Origin of the sequence: Robertmurraya sp. (genome assembly GCF_036676585.1) — a bacterium.
In the GTDB taxonomy this organism is placed as follows: domain Bacteria; phylum Bacillota; class Bacilli; order Bacillales; family Cytobacillaceae; genus Robertmurraya_A.
Genome location: NZ_JAKFCQ010000084.1, coordinates 14,604 through 39,282 on the forward strand (window position 1 = coordinate 14,604; position 24,679 = coordinate 39,282).

A 24,679-nucleotide genomic window follows, 5' to 3' on the forward strand; every position below is an offset into this window, starting at 1 on the left:
TTTTCACCTCTTATTAGACGTTCATGTGATTGATTCCGTCCTTATAATAAATGGTGTCAAACATAAGGAACGTTTGACACCATTGTTTACTTACAAATTATTTTCCACCATGTTTCGCTTCGATCTGTCCTTTAATCGTTTCAACTGCTTGCTCCAATGCTTCTTTAGGTTGAGCCTTACCAGTTGCGATTGTTTGTAGGGCAGAGTCAGTTGGTGTCCAAACTTCGTTCATTTCTGGAATGTTTGGAGTTAATTCAGCAAATTGTGATTGCTCTGCTACCGCTTGGGCTGCTTCACTTTCTGCTACAACAGGGTCATTAGCAAGTGCTTGTACGGCAGGCACTTCCTTTGTTACTTCATATCTAGCTTTTGAATTCTCTTCATTTGCTAAAAATACAACTAACTTCTCAGCAAGTTCAGCATTTTTACTATAAGCGCTTACGTTATAGCTCTTCACTCCAACGAATGAACTCATATTTTCACCATTTGAAAGCTCAGGTAATTTACTTACACCAAAATTGATTCCTGCTTTTGTAAACGGCTCAATATTCCAAGGACCTGAAATGACAGCAGCTGCTTTTCCTTCCGTAAATAACGACTCAAGCACATTAATTCCTTGTTCACCGATGATTCCAGCTGGAAATAGACCTTCTTTATAGAACTTTTGAATATACTCTGCCCCTTCAAGAGCACCTTTGTTGTTTAATCCGATATCAGCAGGATCATAATTCCCTTTGTCATCCGTGCCGAAAATATATCCACCATACCCGCTCATAATGCTTTGTGCATAGTAGATTTGATCAAACAAAGCAAGGAATCCAAATTTTTCTCCATCCGTTACCTTCTTAGAGTACTCATACCATCCATCAAGAGTGGTTGGAAGCTCAGCATCAGAAACTAAATCTTTATTGTAATAAAGCATGGTAGTTTCTACAGCTTTAGGTAATCCATACACCTTGTTATCTACCATTTGCGACTTCATAGCTACTTCTGTATAAATAGATTGAACATCTTCACCTACATTTAACTCTTTGATTAATCCTTCCGTTACCGCAGTACCAATTTGGTCCCCAGGCATTGTAAGTACATCTGGTCCTGTACCACCCGGTCCATCCATACGTAAATCTTCTATTTGTTGAGCATAGGCTTTTTCAACTACTTTCACCTTTACTCCATTTTCTTCTTCAAACTTAGCAATCGCATCTTTAATTCCTGCTCCCTTTTCAATATCCTCCCAAACTAGTAAATCATACTCTTTGTTCTTGGAAGAATCCTTTGAGCCGGTACTCTCAGTACTACTTTCTTGAGGTCCACATGCTACTAAAGATAGACTTAAAGCAATACCACTCATAAGGCTAAAATACTTTTTAAACTTCTTCATAGCTTACATCCTCTCACATTGGTTTACATTTTTTCATTGAAAGCGCTTCAGTAATTAAAATATATCATTAAAAGTAAAACATGTAAATATATTTTTACTAAAACTAGTAAAATATTTTAAGAAAAACATTTTACTAGCGATAATCATATATGGAACAGTATCGTCATCACCTTGTTTCCAAACCCGAAGAATTCAAACATCTTTATATAACAAACTGATTCTAACTAATTAAATACAATAAATATAAGTGATTATACTTATTTTTAGTAAAATGTTTTACCGAATAGAATTTATATCATCTCCCCATTTTTCTTCCCGATCATATAGATACTTATTAAACTTTATAATTGAAAACCATTTATGTCCTACACCTTTCTTCCTATATCTACTACAAAAGCCTACTTTTAATAGTTTTTAAATCCTTCATTCGTATGTATTTCGCTAATCGAAATTTGTCTAAATAATAGGCAATTTACTTTATTAACATCCGATTCATATTTGGATAAAATTTGAATTGTTAAAAAATTTTATTTGGAGGTAAGATATGAACTTAAAGAAAAAAGTTTTATCCGTATCCTTATCAAGCTTAATGGCATTTGGTGCAATCACTGCCGTCTCAACACCAGTTTTTGCTGTCGGAAATGGGCCAGGTGCTGGTAATGGGGCCGTCCAAACGTCGATTTTGCATACATATGAGAGTTTAGTAGATTATTTAAATACTCAGGATGCAAAGCAAGAAGCGATGGAATTAGAGGTGATTGGGCAAACAGTCAAAGGCCGTGATATTTATATGGCAAAATATATCTCCAATCCTGATAATCCAACGATCTTATTTTTAACACAGCAGCATGGAAACGAGCAGCTAACAACAGAGGGTGCCCTTAGCTTTATTAAGCATTTAGGCACGGAGAAAACTAAGGGAGTATTAGATAACGTCAATGTACTCATCATTCCTATGCTCAACGCTGATGGAGCAATGGGCGATGTTGATTTCTCACTTGAGGACTATCATGCCGATGGCGATCGCCATCTAACTCGTTATAATGCGAACTATGTGGACCTTAACCGTGAACATGATAAAGCGACGAGTGACATGGAACCCGAAGTGAGAAACTTACATAAGAATGTTTTTGAAAAATATAACATCGATTACATGATTGATCTTCATCACCAGGGCACACTTAGTGAAACAGATGGAGAACTCGTATCTGGATCGATTCTATATCCGACCAATCCAAATGTGAAACCTGAAGTGGTTGAACGCTCTAAAAAACTAGGATCGGTTGTTTATGGAGCACTTGAGGATACTGGTTGGGGACATATCGGTAAATACGTTGGTGGCAGCGGAGAAAATATTGGACGTAACGGAGCGGCTGTTCGTTATGGTATCTCTACCCTCCTATTTGAAATGCGCGGCATGTCCGATCACTTTGTAGAATCTTATGCTCTAGGACAAAAGAGCAACGGCTATTTAATTAAGCAGACGATTACTACCTTAGATGCTACAGTACGAGCAATTGCAGATGGCTCCATTGAGACTGCCGATACGAGCTTCTGGGATACTCTTCCGGAACAGAAAAACAGACAAGGCGAGGAATCGGACGAGTAATATAAATAAGGGAGAGCATTCCAATAATGGAGGCTCTCCCTTTATCTATCAACTACTTTACATCGTCAATATCTCACGAATATCATCTTCTGTAAGAGAAGGAGTAGAATCTCGCTTAGAATCAATAATCTCTGACACAAGATCTCTCTTTTTCTCCTGCAGTTCATTTATTTTCTCCTCGATGGTCCCGCGTGCAATCAGCTTAATCACTTGTACCTCATTCGTCTGGCCAATGCGATGTGCACGGTCTGCCGCTTGCTCCTCCACAGCCGGATTCCACCAAAGGTCGTATAAAATAACTGTATCCGCCCCTGTTAAATTCAGTCCCGTCCCACCTGCTTTTAATGAAATAAGAAAAATATCTCGTTCGCCATCGTTAAATCGATTGCATCTTTCTAGACGTTCTTCCGATGGAGTCTGACCATCAAGGTAGAAAAATGGAATCCCTTGATTCGCTAGTTCCCTACCAATCAGAGTGAGCATTTTCGTAAACTGGGAAAAAATCAGCACCCTTCTTCCAGAAAACCTTGCTTCATCTACAATCTTCATGAGCTGTTCAAATTTTGACGAACTTCCTTTATATCCATCTACAAATAAAGCAGGATGACAACAAATCTGTCTTAATCGCGTTAATCCAGCCAAGATTTTAATCCGATTTTTTCTTATCGTGTCCTTGTCCAAATGCTTTAACGTATCTTCTTTCAGTTTGGCAAGATACGCGGCATACAAATTCTTCTGATCTGGGAGAAGCTCCACTGACTCCATCAACTCCATTTTCCCAGGAATGTCAGAGAGCACCTCTTCCTTCATTCTTCGAAGTAAAAAGGGGCGAATCCTGCGAGCAATTTGCTTTCTTGTTAGATTACTGTACTCCTTGAATCCGAGGAAAAGTTCAGGAAACACAACATGAAAAATGGACCACAGCTCTTCTAAGGTATTTTCCACCGGAGTCCCTGTAAGGGCGAAGCGATAATCGGCTTGTATCCTTCGTACGGCTTTCGCTGTTTGTGAAACTGGATTTTTAAAGGCTTGTGCTTCATCAAAGAAAACCACACGAAACGATTGTTTTTGGTACCAGGTCAAATCTTTTAATAACAATGGATAGGATGTGATCACAACGTCTAAGCCATCCAGGTTATTCTGAAGTTTTACCCGTTCCGTTTTCGTTCCATCCATCACAACGGCTTGTAGCTCTGGGGCGAACTTCATCAATTCACGTAACCAGTTATAGGTTAAAGACGATGGACAGACAACAAGAACAGGGAGCTTTTTGTCACGTATGGTAGCAAGCTCCGACAATATAAAGGAAATGCTCTGCAAGGTTTTCCCAAGTCCCATATCATCTGCAAGAATCCCTCCAAATCCAAAATGGGCGAGAGTTTTCATCCATTGATAGCCTTGCTTCTGATACTCATGGAGAATCGGTTCTACCGGTTTTGGCACCTCAAACTTCATTTCACCCGGATTTTGAATAGTATCTAAAAATTGACGAAAGGACTCTTCAAACTTAAATACTTTGCTATCACCATCTAAGAGCTGTAACCCTCGAACAACAGGTAGGTTTAATTCACTTTCCCAATCTTCTGGTTGGACAGGAAGTGTTTTAAGGAAACGATCAATTTCTTCAAATTCTCTTGTTTCTAACGAGAGCAGAGACCCATTTTTCAACCGATAGTATTTTCGCTTTTCCTCTAAGGCTGCTAGCACGGCACGAATCTCTTTCTCTGCCATGCCCTCCATTTCAAACTTGAATTCAAGCCAATTGGTTCGTTCCTTTTTCATTTTAATCCGGATTTTTGGGTGAACATTCTCCTTAAACAACCGGTTTCTGACAGCTGTCGTCGCATATATTTGCACTAACTTTTGAAGCTTTGGAACGACATGATATAAAAACTCATACTCCAATTCCTCATTATGCAGAACATATCCACTGTCCGTGGTAGCAAAAGAACTTTCCTCCATCAACTTGAGGATCGCCTGTTCTTTCCCTACATCCCTTGCTGCAATAAATCTTGCTTGTTGTTGATGACTTTCTAATGGGTTGATCACGATATTTTCATAATGAAATTCTAGCCCAGCAAGAAGTCGATTGCTTACTCGATCAAGGTACAACTTGGCTATGAGCGGCGTTTGGAAAAGTTGATTGGAAACGGTAGATGATATTTGCACGTTCCCCAACTTTTTCAAACCCGGAACCACTTTTTCCAAGAAAAAATCAAATTGATCCTTTGGAATGGGAATACTACCTGACTTCGTATTAGCTAACATCTGTTTCATTTCAACCAGCCGGTCAATATCTTCATAAGGGATTTGGTACATCTCCCCTTTAGCCAAAACTAGTCCGTATGAATTCAACACAAGGATTTGATCCAAGCCTTGAACTTTCAGTTGATACCCTCCGCCCTTTACGTCTGTTACATCAAATTGTAAAGGAAGCGTTCTTTTAGAAAGTCTGATTCCACTATATGTGTATTCATCAATCTGTAAGCTTACATGTGGGGCCTTTACAAGAAAAGGGAGTAGTCTTTCCCAAGAAGTCGGTGTGATCAATAGCATTTGGGTGTTATGTATAGCACCATGCACCTTTTCATCATGGGTCACTTGAACAAGCTGGTGAATCACCGTGTCCGTTTCCCTTTGGAAACAATGCACACTCGGATCATAAGTAAAAGTAGCTGAAAGGGGTATGGGTATCCCGTTTTTCATTTTCTCGAAGAAATCTCGTATATCTTGGACTGGAATGGAGTGGATAGTAAGCTCCATCCCAAGCATCTCTTTATCCATAACTGAAATGATTTTACAAGTAAACGCAGCCTCTACGACTTGCCGGTTTTCAAAATGGAGCTGATGTCCACTCGACCGCTTTGGCTGATGGGCAAACAGGGTTAATAACCCATCTGTTAATTCCTGATTGGCGTTACTATGTTCGCTTGGTATAAAAGGGACCGTCCCTTTTTTCTGATAGTCATATATCGCTAATAACACAGCTGCAATATGCTGACATTCATTTTTAAAAGAAGGTAGCGTGGGACAGCTACAGGTTGTTTGAAAATCACCATGGTCCACGTCTACTTTCACTTTAAAGTCCTCCGCACCCGTAACCGTTGCTTCACAACCTTGATGATGATAACTCTGGAATGTTACTCTATCCGCACGATAAAAAGAATCTCCTCGTTTAAAGGAGACTGCACCACACATGTCTTTTATGATTTTGTGATTTAATCGTATATTCATGTATGTCTCTCCTTCCTAGAAGATCATTTGTCTCAACTATTTTACCATCAAAAGACTAGCAGACACCAAAAAATACCCAAATAACTAGTTGGGCATTTTTTCTACTACTGTATTGTTAACCTAAATAATCGATCGTCACCTTCCCGAGGATTTCCTCTTCCATCGCGATTATTGGTGACGGAATATAACGCATTTCCTTCAATAAAAATATCCCGCATTCTTCCGGCACCTTCAAAAGCGGTTTCCGTTTTTTCACCAGCTAAGTCGACTACTCGAATACTTTCGCCCCGTAAGGTCGCAACATATATATTCCCGTTTTTTATTTCAATTCCAGATGGTGCCCATGTTTCCTCTCCGGTATGGAATAATGGAGAAACCATATTTGAAGCTTTTTCGTCGCCCTCAATCACGGGCCACCCATAGTTTTTCCCGGGTTCAATTTGATTAATTTCATCATGTGCCGACTGCCCATGTTCAGAGCTATAAAGCTTTCCACTATTATCCCACGCTAAACCTTGAGGATTTCTATGTCCATATGAATATACGTATGAATTATTGATTGGATTATCATTAGGAATGGAGCCATCTAATTCCATACGTAAAATTTTCCCTGCTAAGCTACTGACGTTTTGAGCGTTATTGGAATTCCCTGCATCTCCAGCAGTTGCATACAATTTGCCGTCAGGTCCAATTTTGATTCGGCCACCATTATGAATTCTCCCGCCAGGAATTCCTTCAAGGATCACGGAAGTTTCTCGCCATGTATTTTGATTAAGCCGGAGAACGACTATACGGTTCAATACTTCTCCATTTTCTTCATATGTATGGTAAGCATATGCTTCCTGGTTGCTTTCAAAATTTGGAGAAAGAATAAAACCCAAAAGCCCTCCTTCTCCGATATGAAGGACATCTTTTGTAACATCCACCTCTTGCATCGTTTTCGAACCATTTTCTCCATCCACTTTAATAATACTTCCCGCACGTTGACTTAAATAAAAGGTTTGATTGTATTTGGTAATATTCCAAGGAATATTTAGATCAGTCGCAATCACCTCAGCCTGCCTTGCAACGGCTTCACTTGCTTCATTCTCATTCAATAATTCATTATCTCCTGTACAACCCGAAACAAAGAGGATTGCCGTTAATGTGATCAGGATCTTTTTCACTGCTCCCACCTCCATTTTGTTCTCTAGATAGAAGTTTATCCACTTGTTTCCAATAATAAAATACTTTCTGTATTAATTCATATTTACTCAAAAAGGATCCCCAAAAATTGCTATCCTATGTTTACACTTATTTCGGACCCTGCTGCAACTTCCGAAGCGAGATCTGTCCGAATCAGGAGTGCATTCGGACTTTGAATCACTGCACAAGCCAGGCCTGTCTGAATCACAGGCTTATTCGGACGCTGAATCGACTGCACAAGCCAGGCCTGTCTGAATCACAGGCCCATTCGGACTCTATATCAACTACCCAAGACGGGCCTGTCCTAATCACAGGCCCATTCGGACTCTAAAGCGACTACCCAAGACGGGCCTGTCCTAATCACAGGCCCATTCGGACTATAAAGCGACTCCCAAAGCCGAAACTGTCCTAATCACAGGCTCATTCGGACGCTGAATCGACTACCCAAGACGGAACTGTCCTAATCAAAGGCCCATTCAGACTCTAAAGCGACTACCCAAGACGGAACTGTCCTAATCAAAGGCGCATTCGGACTCTGAATCGACTCCCCAAGCCGCTTCTGTCCTAATCACAGGCCCATTCGGACTTTGAAGCGACCCCACATGACGTTCCTGTCCAAATCAATGGCGCATTCGGACTCTATAGCGATTCCCCAAGCCGTTTCTGTCCTAATCATGGGCTCATTCGGACTCTTGAGCGACTCCCAGAACCGTTCTTGTCCGAATCATGGGTGTATTCTTACTCTATAGCGACACCACAAGACGTTCCTGTCCAAATCAATGGCGCATTCGGACTCTAAATCGACTCATCAAGCCGAGTCTACTATAAAATCAAATTCTCTTTATTCATCCTTCCCCATCAACTTCTTCACAGCCTCTTTCGGATCCCAGCAGTTAAATTGATAGGTTGGTTTTGTATCAAATCCTAATCGGGAGCATCGGTAAATCATTTTCCCATTCTCTTTTTTCACTTCATAATTTACACATGAGGCACAGCAATGGAAATTCTTCACATGTTTCTCCTCCTAATTTAGGATTCTTTTATTATAATAATAAGTGTAATAAGAGTAGATTCCTAGAGTAAGGAGCGTGTTCCGTTGAAACTCATTTCTATTTGTCCAAGCAACACCGAAATTGTGGCTTATTTAGGATTAACTTCTTCATTAATTGGAGTCGATGACTATTCGGATTGGCCCGAGGAGATTAAAGAGTTACCGAGATTAGGGCCGGATCTTAACATAAATATGGATAAGGTCGAAGAATTACAGCCAGATTTAGTGTTAGCCTCCCTCACTGTTCCTGGAATGGAACGTAATATTGAAGAGTTAGAGAAACGTAATATCCCTTATGTAATCGTTCCTAATCCAACAACCCTACAAGAGGTAGCTGATTCCTTATTGTTTGTTGGAAAAGCAACAAACTCCATCGAAAAAGCCACCATAGCCTACGAGAAGTTTACTTCTAAAATTAGAGACTACAAGGCTCTAAGCAAGAAGGTTGAGATTCCTAAAACGATCTACTGGGAGTGGTGGGCGAAACCCGTATTCACCCCAGGGGCAAGCAATTGGTTAACCGAAATCAGTCAGCTAGCTGGTGGACACAATATTTTTTCGGACCATGAAGAGGCAAGTATTCAAACCGATTGGCACGAAGTTCGCAGAAGAAACCCTGATGTCATTTCAGTAGTTTGGGTCGGAGTACAAAAAGAGAAAGTGAACCCTAAGGTCATCCTAAAACGCCCTGAATGGGATCAGATGGATGCAATCAAAAATCAGCAACTATACATACTAGATGAGCCATTGTTTTGCAGACCTTCCCCAAGATTACTACTGGGATTAGCAAAAATTGCTTCCCTTCTTCATCCAGACATTTATCCGACTTACATTGAGAAGGTTGATCCAGCCACATAAAAAAAAGACCATTGTCCCAGACAGACAATGGTCTCACAAATCTTTTATTATAGAAACAATCCAACCGTGGTTGCTGTTAATATCGATGCTAATGTAGCCGCGAGTAACATTTTTAGTCCAAACTTAGCTACAACCCCAGCTTTTTCACCGTTAATGGCTTGAATTGAACCAGATATAATTCCAATGGAACTAAAGTTAGCAAACGAGACTAGGAAGGTTGAAACAATTCCCACAGTACGGTCACCCAAGTCCGGAATCAATGGTTGGAATTCAAGCATGGCAACGAACTCATTTGTAGCAAGTTTAATCCCCATGATAGAACCTGCCGTCAAGATTTCACTAGCTGGAATTCCCATCATGAAGGCAACCGGTGCAAATACATAACCTAAGATTTCAGTTAAAGAAATGCCGATTAACCCTGCGAATGCCGCATTAATTAAAGCCATTAAACCAACATAAGCCACTAACATCGCCGCAACAATTAACGCTACTCTTCCCCCATCGATCGCACCCACACTGATCGCTTCAAAAATGGATTTTGATTGGGAAACTTCCTTTAAGTTAATCTCTTCATCTTCTCCTGATCGTATAGGAGCTACAATGGTCGCAATAATTAGAGCTGAAAAAGCATTTAAAATCATCGCTACTAACACATATTGTGCAGGAATCATGCTCATATAAGCACCCATAATACTTGCACTTACGCTTGCCATTGCACTTGTAGATACGATGAACAATTTATTTTCGTTCATTTTATCTAAATGTGCTTTAATCGCCAATAATGATTCACTTTGACCAAAGAAAATCGAGTTGACTGAATTAAACGTCACTACCTTTGATAGGCCGGTAATTTTTGAAATAGCCCCACCTATGTATTTGATCGCTAATGGTAAAATCTTAATATGCGTGAGAATCGATAAAAGAGTCGATGTGAAAATAATCAACATCAAAACATTAATAAAAAATACAGATGTATCTTCAGGAACTAATCCACCTGTGACAAAATTAATCCCTTCATATCCATAAGTTAATACTTGTGTGACGAAATTTGATACCACTTCCACGATCTTTAAGCCGACAACCGTCTTAAACATGACAATGGTGATGGTAAGCTGAAGGGCAAACATAATTACAATCGCTCTAAAGTTAACCCCCTTCTTATCATTTGATAAAAGGTAGGCCAATCCGAGTGTAAGGATAATGCCTAAAATGCCAATAATGATACTCATACTGTTCTCTCCTTAGATGCATGTACAAAGTTACTTTCTACAATTATGCCTTCTTTTAAACAATAACTTTTCCATTTTATCTAATTAAGTATTGCTTTTCTAGTGTCATACGTGTATTTATAATTTTCCCAAAAATAAAACAATGCCACCCAAGTAGCATTGCTCTCCGTCATGTTCCACAGTACGTTCGATAAGGAAGGCCAGTTGAGTCTGGCAGTTGACAGTATTCTTCTTGGACAGAAGTATAGTCGTAAGGATTTGCTAGAGCTTCTAGTAGCTTATCCATGACACTATAGTCATCTTGCTGGGCAGCATCCAAGGCTTCTTCCACTCGATGATTTCTTGGGATAATGGAAGGATTATTTTTCCTCATTAATTCTAGGGCAGCTTCTTTTGATTGTTCCTGCCTGCTGAGTCTCTCCTGCCATCTTTTATACCAGTCGTTGAACTCTGATGTTCCTTGAAGGACCGATTCCTCATGTGCTTCACGAGTTAACGCTCTAAAGGTGTTTGTATAATCGGCTTTATATTGCTTCATCACGTTTAGAAGATCATTTATCAGCGTTTCATCCTGCTCTTCTGCATTATATATCCCTAGTTTTGATCTCATTCCTTCGAGCCAATATTGGCGAGACAGCTCAGGATATTCAGATATGGCCTCTTGAGCAATTTTTACAGCCTCTTCATCGTTGTCATGAAGCACATCCAATAGTGTTTCAGCAAACCTAGCTAAGTTCCAACCTCCGATTCCTGGTTGGTTACCATAAGCGTACCGCCCTCGCGCATCAATGGAGCTGAAAACAGTTTCTGGATCATATGTGTCCATAAATGCACAAGGACCATAGTCGATCGTTTCCCCACTAATTGTCATGTTGTCTGTATTCATCACACCATGAATAAATCCTACAAGCTGCCACTGAGAAATCAATTTTGCTTGCTGGTTAATGACCGCTTTTAAAAAAGAACGATATTTATCTTCATGATCGGCAATTTCTGGGTAATGACGGGTAATTGTATAATCAGCTAGCGCTCGAGTATCTTCAACTGATCCCCATTTCGCGGCATATTGGAATGTACCTACACGGATATGACTAGAAGCCACACGGGTCAAAATTGCACCAGGTAAGTTGGTTTCCCGAATAACCGGTTGTCGTGTAGATACCACTGCTAGGCTACGGGTTGTAGGTATCCCGAGGGCATACATCGCCTCACTAATAATATACTCCCGGAGCATTGGCCCAAGTGCAGCACGACCATCTCCCCCGCGCGAGTAAGGTGTCCTACCTGGACCCTTAAGCTGAATATCATATCGCTCACCAGTAGGGGTGATATGTTCACCGAGCAAAATAGCCCTGCCGTCTCCTAGCATAGTAAAATGTCCAAATTGATGTCCCGCATACCCTTGAGCTATCGGTGAGGCTCCTGCAGGAATCTCATTTCCAGCGAAAACCGCGGTTGCATTTTCCGTTTGCAAAGCTTTTGCGTGTAAGCCAAGTGATGTTGCCAATGATTCATTAAACTTCACAATTTCAGGTGACCGTACTGGTGTTGGATTTGTATTTGAATAAAAGAACTCTGGCAGTTTGGTATAACTGTTATCGAAGTTCCAACCTGATTCATTTGATTTAGTCATCTTATATTTCACTTCTTTCAGCTTTTATATATTATTTTATGGCCCGTAATTGATTTCAAAGCATAAATGTACTTTTTTAATGTTCAACAACTCCCTTTTATTATACCTTTCCCCTTGTTTTAGGGAAAAGCAATAAGAATATTTGGACTGAACCTCAACAAACTATTAATGAAAAAGACAATATAGAAACAGAAAGGAAAAACAGATGAGAAGAGTTCTATTTGGTTTGCTTTTTTGTTTGCTTTTCACCACTCACACGGCTCTAGCAACGGAAAGTGTCCAGGAAGTAAGTACTCCCCCGCAAAAGCAGGGGCAACATATTTTGATGACGAGGGAACAATTCAAGGATTGGTTATTAAATAGTCAATTTCATCGGAAAATTAGCCTCATTCAACAGCATCATACATGGGCTCCAGCTTATAAACGATTCAATGGTTCGAATCATTTCCGTTTGCTTCAAGGCATGGAAAATTATCATAAAAACCAAATGCACTGGAAGACGATCGCACAAAATATCACAACCTTCCCTGATGGAAAAATAGCTGTATCCCGCCCATTTGATATGGCTCCAGAAGGTTCGATTGGGGCAAAAGCCAATTCTGTTGGCATCTCCATCGAAAATGTAGGCAATTTTGATAAAGGGCAAGATGTGATGACTGCTGAACAAAAGGAAACGATTGTGTACATTACAGCCTTGCTTTGCCTAAAATTTAACCTCGCCCCTTCAGTCGATACCATCACCTATCATCATTGGTGGAATTATAAAACAGGGCAAAGGGTGCTAGACAATGCAAAAAGCTATGAAGTGAAACCATGTCCAGGAACGAATTTTTTCGGAGGAAATACGACCACTGCTGCTAAAACGTATTTTTATCCATTAGTCTCAAGAAAGATGAAGGAGTTCCAATAAATATAAAAGTAGGTTGATGAAATCTCACCAACCTACTTCCTTCTTTTTAGGAAACGGCTTGTTCCTTCATTTCCACTTCATTTTCTCTATATTCATGTTTTCCAATAATTCCAGCTTCCCGATCCTTCTTTTCTAATTCCAAAGCTTTCGGTACCGATAACCAATACGCTAATCCAATACTGATTGCACCTGCACTTAGCTTCCCAATAATAATTGGAAGAATTAATGTTGGTTGGAAATTGGCTGTGAAAGAAAGATGATCTCCCAGTAAAAACGCTGCGCAAACGGCAAACGAAATATTGATTACTTTGTCCTTTGGTGACATGGTACGAACTAGCTTGAACATCGCTAAAATATTCGCAATGGTCGCCACCAATCCTGCACTTCCTTCTTTACTTAGCCCAATCTTTCTCCCCATTGCTTCCAACTGTTTCCCTGCATATTTTTGTAACAAATATACCATTGGAAATGCCCCAGCTAACATAATACCAATATATCCTGCCGTCTCAAGTGCGCGAAACTGGTCATCTGCATCAGCCATAATGGGATGGAAGCCCCAAGAACCAAACAACTTCGAAAACAGACCTGTGAAGATTTCTACAATCGAGAACACTAACACCAGTTTAATCCCTGCATCCATGATTCTTCCAAACCACATAAATCCTTTAATCATTACATCTGGTAAAAAGTATAAACCAGCCGCTAAAACAACGACAAAAATAATCAAGGGAGATAGATTGGCAAATATTTTTAAATAGCTGATCGTGAATTGATAGGTTGAATCGGTGGTTGTTGATATAGCATCTCTAATTTTAGAATTGGTTAAAACGACCAACACACTTGATATAAATGCACCAATTGGAATGGTTAAAATCCCAGACATCACACCTAAGGCCATATATTTATGATCACGTTTATCAAGCATCGCTAAGCCCATCGGAATCGAGAATACGATGGTGGCGCCTGCCATAAATCCAACGATCATTGCCATAATCCATCCTTCATAAGAGGTGGCTAACTCTTGTGCTAATTGATATCCTCCCATATCAGTAGCAAGAATCGCAGTGGCGGCTATAGCTGGGTCCGCTCCTATTTTTGCAAAGAATGGACCACATACCTTGTTAATAAACCAGGAAAGGTATGGAATGGAAGCCATAATACCAGCTGCTGGGACAAATATATGTCCAACTGCATGTAACCCTTCCATAAATTGTTGCCCTAACCCTTGCTCACTGTTTTTAATAGCGGCAAAGGCTCCTAATATTGCACAAGCCATAATAATATAAATAACAATTTCACCAACCATGACCATCCTTTTTTCCCCCTTTATAGTTGTTTTTTAATTACACAACAAGACTAACTCCACTCGCTTTTTGCTCGAGCATTTTATTGACCAAGGTTCCGATATGAGCGGCCGCTTCAATCGGTGGTGTACCATTTCGATGTATATTGGATATCACCATTCTCTCCGACTCCTTCATTCCTTTTCGTGGGCGATAGCACATATATGCGCTAAGTGAATGGGCGCATACAAGGCCTGGTCTTTCTCCTATTAATAAAATAAAGGCTTCCGGTTTTAGAATTTCTCCTATGGCATCCATACAAGCAACCCTCCCTCCTTTTACAAAAAACGGTGTTCCCACATCAATTTGATAGAAAGAAAGAGAATCTAATAGTGCTGGATACACATCAAGTACATTCTCATTGATCGCACTAGCACTTAAACCATCTGAAATAACGATCTGCACTTGAGGATTCTGAATACATCTTTCGCGAATAAGCTGTTCCCCTTCTACTGATAAAACCCTGCCTTTATCAGGCCTTTTTAAATACTCTTCCTTTGTTCCATAGCATGTTTCTACTGTAAAGAGATTAAATTCTTGTAATAATTGTGAGGAAACCTCTCCATACACGGCATCAACAGCCGCCGCATGATCAATCCGAAACGATAAAAAGTCCTTGGTTAACGGCCTTGTTCCGGTCCGACCTACTCCAATTCGAGCAGGAGTAAATTTCTTTAAAGCTTCAAGCTGATGTTTTTCCATTTCTGTTCACCTCTCTTTTATACTTTTTGTAAGAAGAATGTCGGATCTCCTGCCAGCTTAGTTAGCTTTCCGTTTTCCATTAATCCAAGCCTCTCAAGCCATCCCTTAAATGCCGGAGCTGGTTCTAAGTGTAAAATGCTTCGTAATGTCGCGATATCGTGATAGCTTAAGGACTGGTAATTGAGCATGCAATCATCGGCCATCGGAACACCAATGACAAAATTTACACCGGCTGTTCCTAATAAGGTACTCAACGTATCCATATCATTCTGGTCTGCGTTCATATGGTTCGTATAACACACGTCTACCCCCATTGGAAGACCGTGCATTTTTCCCATAAAATGATCCTCTAACCCTGCACGTATCACCTGTTTGCTATCATATAAATACTCAGGACCAATGAAACCAACGACAGTATTCACAATAAAAGGGCTGAACTTTCTTGCTAGACCGTAGCACCTTGCTTCTAATGTCACCTGGTCTATATCAAAGTGAGCATCAGACGAAAGTTCCGAGCCTTGGCCAGTTTCAAAATACCAGCGGTTTGGACCCGTTGCTGTTCCTTTTTCGTTAATCATTGCTGTTGCCTCTTCTAGCATGGAGAGCGATATTCCAAAGGACTCATTTCCTGCTTGAGTACCAGCCAGACTTTGAAAAATTAAATCTGCCGGAGCTCCTTTTTCGATCGCACGCATTTGACTTGTAACATGGGATAAAACACAGTTTTGAGTCGGAATCTGAAATTGATCAATCACTTTCTTTGTTTCATGTAATAAAGCAGAGATATTTTCCGTCGTATCAATAACAGGATTAATTCCGATCACCGCATCACCAATCCCAAAGCTTAAAGCCTCATATAAGGATGCTGTCATTCCCTTTAAGTGATCGGATGGATGATTCGGCTGTGCTCTTGAAGCAAGAACCCCTTGTTGGCCAATTTTTGTTTGGCAATGCGTAATAATCTTTATTTTTGATGCCGCTTGAATCAAATCTAGATTGGACATGATTTTTGCTACTGCAGCAATCATTTCACTAGTTAACCCGCTACCCAATGTGAGCAAATCCTTGCCCGTCTGCTCGTCACTCAAAATATATTCTCGTAAATCAGCTACGGTCCAATTCTTAACCATCTGATATACTTCTTCATTCACATTGTTTTCAATAAGCTTTGAGACATCATCTGTGTCAGGATCTAATAAAGGTGTATTCCGAATATCAGAGAGGAGAATATCAGCTAGCACGAGCTTGGCAGCCATTCTTTCCTTCATATTTTCGGCACTAATCCCTGCTAGATCATCCCCTGATCGGCTCTCATTTGCTTTTGACATGATTTCTTTTAAGCTATGAAACTCATAGGTGAGCCCATATAAGGTTGTTTTTCTATACATGCTTTGTTCCTCCCCGTTATCCAAAAGCTAGAGTTTTCACTGATAGAGAGATCGCTTCCCCCGCTGTTCGTAAGCCTAAATCAATATAATCTCCGTGTAGAAAATCTACCTGATCGATACAAATAATTTGTATCCCCTCATGACTCGTCTTCTTTAATGATTGACCGAGCGCCTTCCCTATATCACTTTCACAAATGACTACAAGACAAGTAGCATTTGGAAAATGGCGATGGAAGAGTTGATAAATTGTATTTGTCATAGTTTTCATCGTTTGGTAAGAGCAATACTCCCTCCCTAACAAACCTAGAGCAAATGGTGGATCCTGCACTTCATATAGCTTTTTTGCTTGTGTCATTACTTCATTTAGCTGATTAGCAAAAGCTATCGTTTCAAAATCTAGCGTATCTACCATGATCCGTACGATCGGAAGATTTTTAATCGGTAACAGGTCTTCATGAACAAAGATCGTCGCTCCACTTAATTCCGTATTTTGCATTCCCGCTCCAATTACAGTTGCTCTTGTCGTTTCCTTCGCCTCAGATATATTTAATCCCGACCACTTACTTACCTTTAATAAGGTGGAAGCAAGTAACGGGCCGATATCACCAAACGTTGTAACCTCACTCATCTGAATGGGTTCGTTCCCAGCCATCATATGTCCAACCCCACCGGAAAAAATCACCTCTTTAATAGGCGGAAGTGTTTGATCCATTGGTTCAAGCAGCAACAAATTTGCATGGTATTTTGGCTCACCAGTAAGAAAGGAAATCATGCTTTGATTCATACGTGTACAGATTTCTTTCAGCTCATTAAATGTAATACCTCTATCTGTCTGAGTGGAAAAGAGGTTGGCTTCAAGCCAGGGCCTTAAGTATTCCGAAATGTACACGACTTCCTCTTGGTCATTGATTCGGATTAACCTTCCCCCTACATGAAAGGTGAAGGTTTGAATGGCTCGACCAGCTTCAAACAGAGCAACATTGGCCGTCCCTCCCCCAATATCGACATTAGCAACAATTCCTTCGATTTCTTCTGAACGATCCTTGGCACCAGAACCTTTTCCAGCTAAAATGCCTTCTAGGTCCGCTCCAGCTGTGGCAACGACAAAATTTCCTGCTCGGTCAGCTAAATAGTTAGTAATTTTTTCTGCATTTTCTTTTCTGGCGGTTTCACCTGTAATAATGACTGCACCAGCTTTGACATCCTTAAAATGAATGCCAGATTGCTCATACTCATTTGAAAGAATGATCGCCAAACTTGTCATATCAATATCTTGATTGGATGTTAGGGGTGTTGTGTAGATGGAACTTTCATACACAACGGTACGGTCAATAATTTGAGAGGTTGGCAAATGAAAAGGACTACCTTGTTCCGCAATTGATAGATGACTTACAATGAATTTTGTGGTGCTTGTTCCAATATCAAGTCCGATACTTGTGATCCAATTTCCCAACTTTCTCCACTCCCTAAAAACAAAAAACGCCTTAAATCAATTCCCCACATCTTAAAAGATAGTTGAATTAATTCAAAGCGCCGTTGCTTTGGATATTTATTTACTTTTCTGTAGTATGTTCTCAGCTAATTTAGCTAATAGAATATGTTTTTCCATGCTCTCTTTTTGCATATGGCGGTAAGCCTGCTCCTCAGTACATTCCAATTGTGCCATTAAAATACCTTTCGCCTTTTCAATCAGTTTTCGATCCTTCATTTGTTGCTCTAATTTCCCAATCTTGTTATGTAAGATAAGACTTTGTTCTCGCTGAAACAGAGCGATTTCAACAGCTGGGATAAGGTCTTTTTCTGTTATTGGTTTGACGATATAGGCATTTATGCCAACCTCTTTCGCCTGTTCAACAAGCTCATCATGACTAAAGGCTGTTAGAAGAAGAATGGAGGAGCTTGAGAATCCTTTAATAATAGATGAGGCCTTAATTCCATCCATTTTCGGCATTTTCACATCCATTATAATCAGGTCTGGTTCCAAAGAATATGCTTTCTCTACCGCCTCTTCCCCATTTTTAGCTTCTCCAACCACCTCGTACCCTTTGCCTTGAAGAATCTCTTTAATATCAATTCTCGTAATGGGCTCATCATCAACTACAAGTATTTTTGATTGGATCATTCTATCACCCTATCTATGATCGGAAACATAATCGACACTTTTGTCCCACGAGTTGAAGGAAAAAAAGATAAAACCCCCTCTAACTCCTCTTCAACTAGCATTCTTACTAACTGCAATCCTAAAGTAGATGACGGTTGATCACTGGACTGTTCTGCCATCCCCGATCCATCATCAGATACAATGATATAGACCATCTGCTTTCTACTATTAATGGTAATCTCCATTCTCCCATTTTCTCTAGAATGGAATGCATGCTTTAATCCATTTTGGACCAATTCATTAACAACAAGTGCAAGAGATGTAGCCTTGTCTGATGGTAAAAATAACGATTCTCCTTGAACAGTTACTTGAATATCCTGTCCTGGAATAGTGGATGAAGAGACTAGTAGTGTCGCAATTTGCCCCATTACAAATTTGACATCTACTTCTTCTAATCCATCCTTCGCTAAATAATTGTGAACAAGTGCCATACTTGCAATTCGTGAAAGACTATCTTCAAAAACTTCCCTAACCTCTTGTGACGAAGATCTTCTCATTTGTAGTCGTAGTAAACTCGAGATAACCTGTAAGTTATTTTTTACACGATGGTGAATTTCTTGCACGACAAGAGACTGCACCAACCATTCCTTTTCTTTACTATTAGTTGTTTTCATTAAAGACTTTACTTTTCGTTCATTTCGAATGATTTCTGAAATGTCCCGCTCTTTTATTAAAACAGCTATCGTCATTCCATCACTATCAGTAATAGGAACAATATCCTGCTGCATGACGATATTTTCCTGAGATATCCCCCTTGAACCAATCACCGGTTTCCCATTTCTTAAACTAAACAAGACTCCTGGTTCAGCTTCCTCTATTGCCACCTGACCTAGCACGCTTTCTTTATACAATGAAGAAGCGGTGTTCGGATTGGCTTCAGCCACCACAATGGCTTCTTTCCCCCCAGGTAATAAACAGTCGATAAATACATCTGCTTGAGAAATATCAGCTATTACTTGAAGATTAGTAGACATGTTTTTAATTATCTCATGATGTTCATACGTTAGATTTGTTACCTGATCTAAGGTGAGACTCATTACCATGTCAGTTGTAATCCTCTCTTTATATGGTCATTTTCTATAGAAACAACAATAGCACCCTTTCCTCACATGACCAACAATTCTGTAAGAAAATCTAACAGAGATTATTCTGATAAGTTTCATTTTTCTAACAAAATAAAACAGAAACCTTACAAGAAGGTCTCTGTTTTTAGTAAACTTATCTTCCACTGATTTCAAAAACCCTTACATTACCAGATACTTCGTTCGCCACGAGCATTAATGGCTTCCCAGTTGGGCTATCTTTTGCTTCTATCAAGCACAGTCCTTCTGGTGCAAGATCACCACTTGAAGATACGTCTGTACCTGTGAAATCTCTTAAGTTAACATAGTCATGAAACTTTACATTTTCCACATTTGTGACATCATACATCATGATGCCGCCCGTTCTTTCTAACCCAATAAAAGCGAATGTTTTGCCATTTACTTTCATCACTTTTATATCTTCTGGCTCCGGCCCTTTTTTCCCGCTGCGAGAATCTAGTTCTGTTTTATTATTGGACGAATTAAAGGCTTCAGGATAAAGCTCACCTGTTACTTTTTCGAAGTCACTTCCACTATCATAGACTTGCTCCATCGTGCCTGCATCCCAAATTGAAAAGGAACGGCTACCATAAATATACGTTTTATCAGCCTCAAGTCCGTCTCTTTCGGTATTCAATATGGTATCGATTTTAAAAGAGGTGCCTGGGAATGTATAAGACCCTGTATCCTCATACTCACCCCATTCTCTGCCATCGCCTTCGTTAGCCGTAAAGATGTACTGTTTGCCACCTATTTTTTGAGAGGCTATTCCATCAGGCATATAGGTACCATAAAGGTTTTGTGCGGTGAGGTTTACTTGACCATCCTTTAATGCATCAAGAGCGTTTTCTTCTACATTATGATCCTTAAATCCAAGCCCTTTCACACTTACAATCTCTTGAGTTTTTAAGTCGATTGTCGCTACTGAATTGGCCTCTTGTAGAGATACGTACGCGTAATGACTGTTATCTGAAACAGATATATACTCAGGCTCTAAATCAACAGAAGGTGCCGTATTAGGCTTCAATAACACCCCATTTTCCACAAGTGCTGCTCTTGCCTCTTTGGAGTCGAACTTGTCAAAACCAATCGTTTGCGCCGTTGCTTTATCTACACCCTTTTTTATGTCAATAATGGTAATGGAACCTTTGGGATCAGTTGCTCCTGCTACAGCGTATCCTTCCCTTGGCTCACCTTCATTGGCAGACAGTAAGTATTTATAGTCATGAGAAAAAGTAACCATATCTGGCTGTACGCCCGCTTCGAAATGTTTTATGTACTTTCCTTCATAATTCAGAATCACAATACTTCCATGATCCTTATAAGTTGCGCCCTGGACAGCAATTGCAATAATTTTTTCGTTTGTATTGATATCAATACTTGTAATATCACCGCTCGCAAATCCATGTGCCTGTCCCATAGCAGTAATATCAAGGCGAGTATCGATCTTGAACTCTGTTTTTTTGTTGGAAGTCATATTAGCTATGCTAACGATATCTACTGATTGTGCTGCACCGTTTACGAGATACATCTTTTGATTGTCTTTATTGTATTTTACGATTTCTGCAATTCCACCATCTTTGTTGCTCATTCCGGTCTGGTAGTTTCCGATATAGCTCAGTTTACCGTTGACACTTTCTTCTTGAAGAATTTGTGCCTCGTTTTTTGCCAGCACAGATGTACCACTTAACTGTAGCGTTCCTGCTAATACTCCCCCAGCCATTGCCAGTCCAAGAATTGCTTTTGACTTTAACATATACTTACCTCCCAAATATAGGATTTGTTTCGGTTGAATCACTTATGTAGGACAATTCCACTCATTATTGTCGCAAATAGGGGAACCGACAAAAACAGCGGGGAGGTAAATGTTTGGTTAATGTTCTGTAAATGTTCAAATCTCTTAATTGTAGAATTTAAAATTTTTTATAAAATGGGAGTAGAAATAAAGAAGGGAAGTGGATTATGTTTCTGAAATGTCGAACCGAATCGGATGAGTTGCTAACTTTACGATCATTAAACACACGTATGGAGTTAACAGAGAAGGAAAAGTTTCATTATTTAAATCTTGAAAAGGGATTTGCGGGAGAGGTGAAGTTTGACCAACTGATAGAAAATCTCCAAGAAGAAAGGTATATTTTAAATGACCTATTGCTTGAAGTGAATAACTCCTATTTTCAAATTGATTCAGTTATTATTACCCAGTCAGTTATTTATCTTTTGGACATAAAAAATTTCCAAGGCGATTGTTACCTAGAATCGGACAAGCTTTATTCAGTAACTACTAAACGAGAATATAAAAATCCTGTAGATCAGTTAAAAAGGAGTTCTACTCTCTTCCGCCAATTGCTTCAAATCCACAAACTAAACTACCTTGTTGAATCCTCTGTGATCTTTATTAACTCTGAGTTCACCTTATATCAAGCTCCAATGGATCAGCCACTTATTTTACCCACTCAAGTAGATCGCTTTTTAGTAAATTTAAATCAAACCCCCTCAAAACTAAAAGAAGGGCACAAGGATCTAGCTCAAAAATTACTCTCACTTCATCAACCGAAAAACCCATTTACCACTTTACCAAGGTATGACTATGGTCAATTACAAAAAGGAGTATATTGTAAAACTTGTTTCTCATATTTTGTATCCGTCAAAAACAAATATTTTGTATGTGGAAAGTGTGGAGAGCTAGAGAAAATTAACCTAGGTATTTTACGGAATGTGCAAGAATATAAACTTCTATTCCCTGATCAAAAAATAACTACTCAAGCCATTTATGATTGGTGCAAAGTTGATTTAAGCAAGAAAACCTTTTACAGGATATTAAAAAAGAATTATACCTCCTGTGGAAATACTAAAGATACTTACTATATATAAAAAACAAATATTGATTCCTAAGTCTCGACTCATTCGGACTAAGCTCTGCTTAGTTTTGCCTACTCCTGTCCGAATGAGCACCTCATTCGGACTCTGCTCTGCTTGGTTTTCCTGCTCCTGTCCGAATGAACACCCCATTCGGACTCTGCTCTCCTTTCTCTTGCCTACTCCTGTCCGAATCACCACTCCATTCGGACTCTGCTCTACTTTCTCTTGCTTGCTTCTGTCCGAATCACCTCCTCATTCGGACTCTGCTCTGCTTAGTTTTCCTGCTCCTGTCCCAATGACCTCCCCATTCGGACTCTCCTTCGCTCGTATTGACTGTCCCCTGTCCGAATGAACACCCCATTCGGACTCTCCTTCGCTTTGATTAACTGTCTCCTGTCCGAATCATCACCTCATTCGGACTCTGCTCTGCTTGGTTTTCCTGCTCCTGTCCGAATGAACACCCCATTCGGACTCTCCTTCGCTTTGATTAACTATCCCCTGTCCGAATCATCACCTCATTCGGACTCTGCTCTGCTTAGTTTTCCTGCTCCTGTCCAAATGAGCACCCCATTCGGACTCCCCTTCGCTTTGATTAACTGTCCCCTGTCCGAATCATCACCTCATTCGGACTCTGCTCTGCTTAGTTTTCCTGCTCCTGTCCCAATGACCTCCCCATTCGGACTCTCCTTCGCCTAGTTTCACCGCTCCTGTCCGAATAAACACCCCATTCGGACTCCCCTTCGCTTTGATTCAACTGCCCCTGTCCGAATGACAACTCCATTCAGACTCTCCTTCGCCAAGTTTCACCGCTCCTGTCCGAATGACCAACCTATTCAAACTCTCCTTCACCTAGTTTCACTGCCCCTGTCCGAATAAAACCACTCTTATCTCAGTCACTCCACCCCCTCCATTGAATACCTTATTATGAAAGGAGTACGATCAATGTGAACAACTATATTGGAATCATTATCCCGAAATCAACCTATGTCAATATGCCTGATTTAAGGGGTAATGTTTTAAGTATGTTTTCCATTTGGGAAAACACTGCCCAAAAGCATGGCTTGACTCCCTGTTATATTCGTTTTTTTGACGTTCGGCCAAACGAAAAGACGGTGATGGCTTATGTAAAAGAAGACACGAACTATCGCCTAAAACAAATTCCTTCCCCCAAAGTGATTTACTCGAGAGTTCTAGACCATCTCCCTGCCTACCGAGCACATATACAATCACTCACCCAAAACGGGATTTCTGTATTCAATATTCCTAATTATGATGTGGACAAATACACTGTTCACAAGATTCTTAACAAAGATTCGCATATTCGAAAGCATTTGCCAGATACAGAGTTATTTACAATAGACAACCTAAATAGGCTTGTGACTAGGTATGACCGTCTTATTTTAAAAAAGAGCTACGGAGAATTCGGTGAAGGCACCATGAAGCTTGAAAGACTTCCTGTCGGATGGGTACTTTCCTATAAAACAAAGGGAGATAAAGAGCTAAAAAAAATAGCATTTCAGAAAACATTGCCTGCCATTTTACAGAAGCGTATCCACGAGCATACGTATTTGATTCAGAAGCTGATTCCTCTCGCTACCTTTCACGGAAGGCCATTTGATATGAGGGTAGCGGTCCAACGAAATCTGAAAGGGGAATTCCAAGTATCTGGAATTATGTGTAAGGTAGCCCAAGACAATGATTTTCTGACGAATGGTGCTCAAGGTGGAACGACTTATCCTTTAAAAAGTATCGCCCACGTCACCCATCCGAACATTTCTTATCAAACGCTTGTTAAAACGATCTCCGATTTTTCCCTTTATGTAGCTAATTACCTTGCACAACACTTCCCACACTTAGCCGATCTCGGATTTGATCTAGGTATTACAAAAGATGGTACCCCTTATTTTATTGAGTGTAATTTTATTTCCGACTATGTTAGTGGCTTGTTCAAGGAGGGGAAGTTAATTAACCCAGAATGGGAATCTGTTTTTAGCACGCCTATAGATTATGCGAAGTTTTTAATTACCCAAAAAAAGAGTCTGATAGAGTAAACT

The 24,679-nt window shown here is 40.0% G+C and carries 18 protein-coding genes; 5 read left to right on the plus strand and 13 right to left on the minus strand.

What is annotated here, in order from left to right; all coding sequences use genetic code 11:
• Positions 1 to 97: 97 nt before the first annotated feature.
• A complete protein-coding gene (gene ganS / locus ACGLXV_RS11440) occupies positions 98 to 1,381 on the minus strand; it encodes an arabinogalactan oligomer ABC transporter substrate-binding protein GanS (protein WP_119706812.1) in 1,284 nt (427 codons plus the stop codon).
• A 544-nt stretch (positions 1,382 to 1,925) separates the two neighbouring features.
• Here ganS and ACGLXV_RS11445 point away from each other — a divergent pair.
• On the plus strand, positions 1,926 to 2,990 hold the full coding sequence (locus tag ACGLXV_RS11445; protein ID WP_119706811.1) for a M14 family zinc carboxypeptidase: 1,065 nt from the start codon (positions 1,926 to 1,928) through the stop codon (positions 2,988 to 2,990).
• 57 nt (positions 2,991 to 3,047) lie between these two features.
• Here ACGLXV_RS11445 and ACGLXV_RS11450 read toward each other — a convergent pair whose 3' ends face one another.
• The 3 genes from ACGLXV_RS11450 to ACGLXV_RS11460 form a co-directional block, all read right to left on the minus strand.
• A complete protein-coding gene (locus ACGLXV_RS11450) occupies positions 3,048 to 6,224 on the minus strand; it encodes a DEAD/DEAH box helicase (RefSeq protein ID WP_391558686.1) in 3,177 nt (1,058 codons plus the stop codon).
• 104 nt (positions 6,225 to 6,328) lie between these two features.
• A complete protein-coding gene (locus tag ACGLXV_RS11455) occupies positions 6,329 to 7,390 on the minus strand; it encodes a PQQ-dependent sugar dehydrogenase (RefSeq protein WP_240390670.1) in 1,062 nt (353 codons plus the stop codon).
• Positions 7,391 to 8,250: 860 nt separating this feature from the next.
• Positions 8,251 to 8,421 (minus strand): hypothetical protein, encoded by a 171-nt coding sequence (locus tag ACGLXV_RS11460; RefSeq protein WP_162927691.1) that lies wholly within the window; start codon positions 8,419 to 8,421, stop codon positions 8,251 to 8,253.
• 84 nt (positions 8,422 to 8,505) lie between these two features.
• Between ACGLXV_RS11460 and ACGLXV_RS11465 the strand changes: the two genes are divergently transcribed.
• Positions 8,506 to 9,318: a cobalamin-binding protein gene (locus tag ACGLXV_RS11465; protein ID WP_391558687.1), complete on the plus strand. Its 813-nt coding sequence runs from the start codon at positions 8,506 to 8,508 to the stop codon at positions 9,316 to 9,318.
• A gap of 47 nt (positions 9,319 to 9,365) precedes the next feature.
• Here ACGLXV_RS11465 and ACGLXV_RS11470 read toward each other — a convergent pair whose 3' ends face one another.
• Complete coding sequence (locus tag ACGLXV_RS11470; RefSeq protein WP_391558688.1) at positions 9,366 to 10,547, minus strand: NupC/NupG family nucleoside CNT transporter; 1,182 nt, start codon at positions 10,545 to 10,547, stop codon at positions 9,366 to 9,368.
• A gap of 169 nt (positions 10,548 to 10,716) precedes the next feature.
• Positions 10,717 to 12,180: a protein adenylyltransferase SelO gene (locus tag ACGLXV_RS11475; protein WP_391558689.1), complete on the minus strand. Its 1,464-nt coding sequence runs from the start codon at positions 12,178 to 12,180 to the stop codon at positions 10,717 to 10,719.
• Between the two features lie 205 nt (positions 12,181 to 12,385).
• Between ACGLXV_RS11475 and ACGLXV_RS11480 the strand changes: the two genes are divergently transcribed.
• Positions 12,386 to 13,090, plus strand: coding sequence for a peptidoglycan recognition protein family protein (locus tag ACGLXV_RS11480; protein ID WP_391558690.1), 705 nt, complete (start codon positions 12,386 to 12,388; stop codon positions 13,088 to 13,090).
• Positions 13,091 to 13,136: 46 nt separating this feature from the next.
• On the opposite strand, the gene eutH is transcribed toward ACGLXV_RS11480, so the two are convergent.
• The 7 genes from eutH to ACGLXV_RS11515 form a co-directional block, all read right to left on the minus strand.
• On the minus strand, positions 13,137 to 14,402 hold the full coding sequence (gene eutH / locus ACGLXV_RS11485; RefSeq protein WP_391558691.1) for an ethanolamine utilization protein EutH: 1,266 nt from the start codon (positions 14,400 to 14,402) through the stop codon (positions 13,137 to 13,139).
• A 31-nt stretch (positions 14,403 to 14,433) separates the two neighbouring features.
• Positions 14,434 to 15,135, minus strand: coding sequence for an ethanolamine ammonia-lyase subunit EutC (gene eutC, locus ACGLXV_RS11490; RefSeq protein WP_391558692.1), 702 nt, complete (start codon positions 15,133 to 15,135; stop codon positions 14,434 to 14,436).
• A gap of 17 nt (positions 15,136 to 15,152) precedes the next feature.
• The gene (locus ACGLXV_RS11495) at positions 15,153 to 16,523 is read right to left on the minus strand and encodes an ethanolamine ammonia-lyase subunit EutB (protein ID WP_391558693.1); all 1,371 of its coding nucleotides are present in this window, start codon (positions 16,521 to 16,523) and stop codon (positions 15,153 to 15,155) included.
• Between the two features lie 16 nt (positions 16,524 to 16,539).
• Positions 16,540 to 17,976 carry an ethanolamine ammonia-lyase reactivating factor EutA gene (locus ACGLXV_RS11500; protein ID WP_391558694.1) on the minus strand — a complete coding sequence of 479 codons (1,437 nt, stop codon included), beginning with the start codon at positions 17,974 to 17,976 and terminating at the stop codon, positions 16,540 to 16,542.
• A 96-nt stretch (positions 17,977 to 18,072) separates the two neighbouring features.
• Positions 18,073 to 18,645, minus strand: a complete 573-nt coding sequence (locus ACGLXV_RS11505; RefSeq protein ID WP_391558695.1) for an ANTAR domain-containing response regulator — start codon at positions 18,643 to 18,645, stop codon at positions 18,073 to 18,075.
• Positions 18,642 to 19,727 carry a sensor histidine kinase gene (locus ACGLXV_RS11510; RefSeq protein ID WP_391558696.1) on the minus strand — a complete coding sequence of 362 codons (1,086 nt, stop codon included), beginning with the start codon at positions 19,725 to 19,727 and terminating at the stop codon, positions 18,642 to 18,644. The genes ACGLXV_RS11505 and ACGLXV_RS11510 overlap by 4 nt, the downstream gene beginning before the upstream one ends.
• A gap of 175 nt (positions 19,728 to 19,902) precedes the next feature.
• Positions 19,903 to 21,522: a choice-of-anchor I family protein gene (locus tag ACGLXV_RS11515; RefSeq protein ID WP_391558697.1), complete on the minus strand. Its 1,620-nt coding sequence runs from the start codon at positions 21,520 to 21,522 to the stop codon at positions 19,903 to 19,905.
• 269 nt (positions 21,523 to 21,791) lie between these two features.
• Here ACGLXV_RS11515 and ACGLXV_RS11520 point away from each other — a divergent pair, with 269 nt between their 5' ends.
• Both ACGLXV_RS11520 and ACGLXV_RS11525 read left to right on the plus strand, forming a co-directional pair.
• Positions 21,792 to 22,637 (plus strand): nuclease-related domain-containing protein, encoded by an 846-nt coding sequence (locus tag ACGLXV_RS11520; protein ID WP_391558698.1) that lies wholly within the window; start codon positions 21,792 to 21,794, stop codon positions 22,635 to 22,637.
• 932 nt (positions 22,638 to 23,569) lie between these two features.
• Positions 23,570 to 24,676 (plus strand): YheC/YheD family endospore coat-associated protein, encoded by a 1,107-nt coding sequence (locus ACGLXV_RS11525; RefSeq protein ID WP_391558699.1) that lies wholly within the window; start codon positions 23,570 to 23,572, stop codon positions 24,674 to 24,676.
• Positions 24,677 to 24,679 lie beyond the last annotated feature (3 nt).